Source organism: Streptomyces sp. SBT349, assembly GCF_001083795.1.
Lineage (GTDB): Bacteria > Actinomycetota > Actinomycetes > Streptomycetales > Streptomycetaceae > Streptomyces.
In genome coordinates, this window is record NZ_LAVK01000531.1 from 1 (window position 1) to 3,463 (window position 3,463).

Genomic DNA, 3,463 nt, shown 5'->3' on the forward strand with positions numbered 1-3,463 from the left:
CGGCAGCGTCAGATGTGTATAAGAACCCTCACCCGCCGCGGCGGCGGGTGTGAGCTGGCCCGCCACCCAGGCCCTGCCCCGTTTCGCCGCGCCGACCAGCCTGGTCACCGCGGACCTGTCCGGACTGGCGCCGCCGGAGCAGCTGACGCTGATCAGCCTCCAGGGCATCGTCAACCGCACGACCCCGCGCGTCTACCTGCTGGCCGACGTCGGCGAGGGCAAGACCACCTGGATGTCCGAACTCGGCGTCCCCCACGGCGACCCGCTCCCGCTGCGCCAGGTGGTCGAGCGCTTCCGCTCGGAGATCACCGGCGCCATCATCCCGGACCCGGCCGTGCCGCAGACCGTCAGCGTCGCCACCACCCTGGCGGGCCTGGAGGACGCGGTGATCACCAGCGCGGCGACGGCGGCCGACCTCGGGCTGCCGGTGGTGGAGGACCTGCGCGGCCGGTTCGCGGACGACCTCGCGGCCTCCACCTGGCAGATCGACACCCTGTGGCCGCGCACCGAGCGGCGCATGGTGTGCAGCATGAAGACGTCCCTGACGGCCTACCTGCGGGACTACTCCATCGCCAACCGCGCGCTGATGGTGTGGCTCGACTACCACGACCCGGCGCAGCGGGCCCTCATCGAGCGGCTGGGCGACGAACTGCCCACCCACGCCCCGTACATCGGCTGGCTGCGCGGCGACACCCCGGACGTTCCCTATGAGAGCCCGACCGTCGAGCTGCTGTCGCGTCGCAGCGTCCATGTGCTGGCGGCGGACACCGCGCAGAACCTCACCGTCTGGGGCGGCATCCGCACCCCCGTGGACCGGACCCCCGACCGGCCGCCGACACCGCCGCTGGAGAACAGGATCTATGTCACCCTCGTGTTCAGCGACGGCGACAACCTCCAGTACGCGCAGCACAAGATGCGCCAACTCTGGGACGACCCGGCGCGCGGCGACATCCCCATCAACTGGCCGGTGCCGCCGGAGATCCTGGACGCCGCGCCCGCGCTCCACGCCTACTTCCAGCGCACCGCGACGCCCAACGACTCGCTGGTGAGCGGCCCTTCGGGGCTCGGCTACATCTTCCCCAGCGCCTACCCCACCGCGACGTTCGACGGCTTCGTGGCGCGCACGGCCCGTTACTGCGAGGCGCTGGGCATCGACTCCACGGTCATCATCAACCGGCTGGACAGCGTCTACGAACCCCTCACCGAGGCGTCGGTCCGCTCCTACGCCAACGGCATGGCGCCCGCCGGCCTCTTCCAGAACTGGTCGGGCTGGGAGACCGAACAGCCCATCGTCGCGGGCGTCCCCATCGGCCGCTCCCGCATGGCGCTGAACCAGGCGGAGTTGCGCGCGGGCCTGGCCAACGCGGCGGCGGAATTCGACGCGGCGGACGGCACGCGCCCGGTCTTCGCCACGATCTTCCTGGCCGCCTGGGACATGACGCCGACCCTCGCCGCCCCGGTCATCGCCGAACTGGACGACCGCTTCAGGGCGGTACGCGGCGAGCAGTTCTTCGCCCTCGTCAAGCAGGCGCAGGCACAGGCGAGTTGAGGCTCCCGTGGGCGGCCCGGGGAGGGGGGCCGTCTCCGGCGGAGCGGCCCGGCCCGCCCCGGCCGTCCCGTCCCGCCCCGGGCATCCCGTCCCAGAAATGGCAACGGGAGTTGCCACTCGCGCGGGGCCCTCGCACCCTGGCGGCGGAGGTGATCGCTGTGAACGATCAGGAGTACGCGTACGACGTCGTGGTGGTCGGCGGGGGCCCGGCCGGGCTGAACGCCGCGCTGGTGCTGGGCCGGGCCAGACGCCGGGTGGCGGTGGTGGACGCGGGAGAGCCGCGCAACGCGCCCGCCGCGCACCTGCACGGCTTCCTCTCGCGCGACGGGATGCCCCCGGCCGAGCTGCTGGCGGTGGGGCGCGCGGAGGTGGCGCGTTACGGAGTGGAGGTGTTCGAGGGGCGCGTGACCCATGTGGAACGCGCCGACCCCGGCCTCGTCGTCAGCCTGGCCCAGGGACCGTCGCTGAGGGCACGCCATGTGCTGGTGGCCACCGGGCTGCGCGACGAGCTGCCCCCCGTCCCCGGCGCCCGCGAGCGCTGGGGCCTGGATGTGATGCACTGCCCGTACTGCCACGGCTACGAGGTGCGCGACGCGCCGCTGGGGGTGCTCGGCACCCATCCGCTCTCGGTGCACCACGCGCTGCTGGTGCGGCAGTGGTCGGCCGATGTCGTCTTCTTCCCGCACACCTTCGCGCTGACGGACGAGGACGGGGAGCGGCTGGCCGCGCGCGAGATCGGCGTGGCGGAGGGCGAGGTCGCCCGGCTGGTGGTCGAGGACGACCGCCTGCGCGGCGTCGAACTGGCGGGGGGCCGCGTGGTGCGGCGCGACGCCGTGTTCCTCGCCCCGCGCATGGTGCCGAACGACGCGCTGCTGACGGGCCTCGGCTGCGAGAAGGACGGGAACGGCGCCGTGGTCACCGACCCCGCGGGCCGCACCAGCGTCCCCGGGGTCTGGGCGGTGGGCAACGCCGCCGACCCCTTCGCCGCGCTGATCACGGCGGCGAGCGCGGGCGCCGGGGCGGCGTTCGCCCTCAACCACGACCTGGTGGAGGAGGAGATCGCGGCGGCCGTCGCGTCCCGTCACCGCGGGGAGGCGGAGGCCGGGGCTCTCACCGGATGACCCGGTAGAAGAGGTGCGTGGCGCTGGGGGTGGTGATCACGTCGAGGGCCTCCAGGGGGACGGTTCCGGTCCCGAGGTGGTCGAAGAGGCGGGTGCCGCCGCCGAGCAGCACGGGGGCCACGTGGATGCGGAGCTCGTCGGCGAGCCCCGCCGCCACGCACTGGTCGCAGACGCTCGCCCCGCCCATCACCACCACGTTCCCGTCCCCCGCCGCCGCCCTGGCCCGCTCGACGGCCTCGGCCACGCCGCCGGTGACGAACGTGAAGTCGCCGGAGAGCCGCCGCGTCGCCGGGGGCCGGTGGGTGACGACGAAGTACGGCGGGGGACTCGACTGGTCCCGCACACCGCCGTAGCCGACGTCGTCGCTCCAGCCGTGGGGCCCGTCGACGATGTCGAACAGGCGGCGCCCCATCACCACCGCCCCGCTGTCCGCGACGGCGTCGTCCAGGACCTTGACGTCGGCGTCGGTCCTGCGGCCCATCGCCCAGTCGTGGATCGCCTCGCCCCCCACGCCGAGCCCGTGCTCCACCTCCGGCGCGCCGGTGCCCTCGCACCGGTGTCTGCCCTCTCCGACCGCGCGGGGAGCGGGAATTCATCGCCGGCGCGGAGAGCGAAGCGGGAGAGGTGGGGGACGCGCCGCGCGCGGCCTCACCGGTCGGCGGGCCAACGGGCGCCGTAGCGCGAGGGGTTGACGACCCAGGGTGCCTCGCCTACGGTCCGCTCCATATACCGAATGGCGTTCGCCATTTCGAACATGGAGCCGCCCATGATCCGCGCGCCACCCGCCGGCCTC

The 3,463-nt window shown here is 73.9% G+C and carries 3 protein-coding genes; 2 read left to right on the forward strand and 1 reads right to left on the reverse strand.

What is annotated here, in order from left to right; genetic code table 11:
• The first annotated feature begins 49 nt into the window (after positions 1-49).
• Positions 50-1,549 carry a GxGYxYP domain-containing protein gene (locus ADY01_RS34130; RefSeq protein WP_049580655.1) on the forward strand — a complete coding sequence of 500 codons (1,500 nt, stop codon included), beginning with the start codon at positions 50-52 and terminating at the stop codon, positions 1,547-1,549.
• Positions 1,550-1,707: 158 nt separating this feature from the next.
• Positions 1,708-2,670, forward strand: a complete 963-nt coding sequence (locus ADY01_RS34135) for an NAD(P)/FAD-dependent oxidoreductase (protein ID WP_234320524.1) — start codon at positions 1,708-1,710, stop codon at positions 2,668-2,670.
• Here ADY01_RS34135 and ADY01_RS34140 read toward each other — a convergent pair.
• Positions 2,660-3,181 (reverse strand): dihydrofolate reductase family protein, encoded by a 522-nt coding sequence (locus ADY01_RS34140; protein WP_234320525.1) that lies wholly within the window; start codon positions 3,179-3,181, stop codon positions 2,660-2,662. The genes ADY01_RS34135 and ADY01_RS34140 overlap by 11 nt on opposite strands.
• Positions 3,182-3,463: the final 282 nt, after the last annotated feature.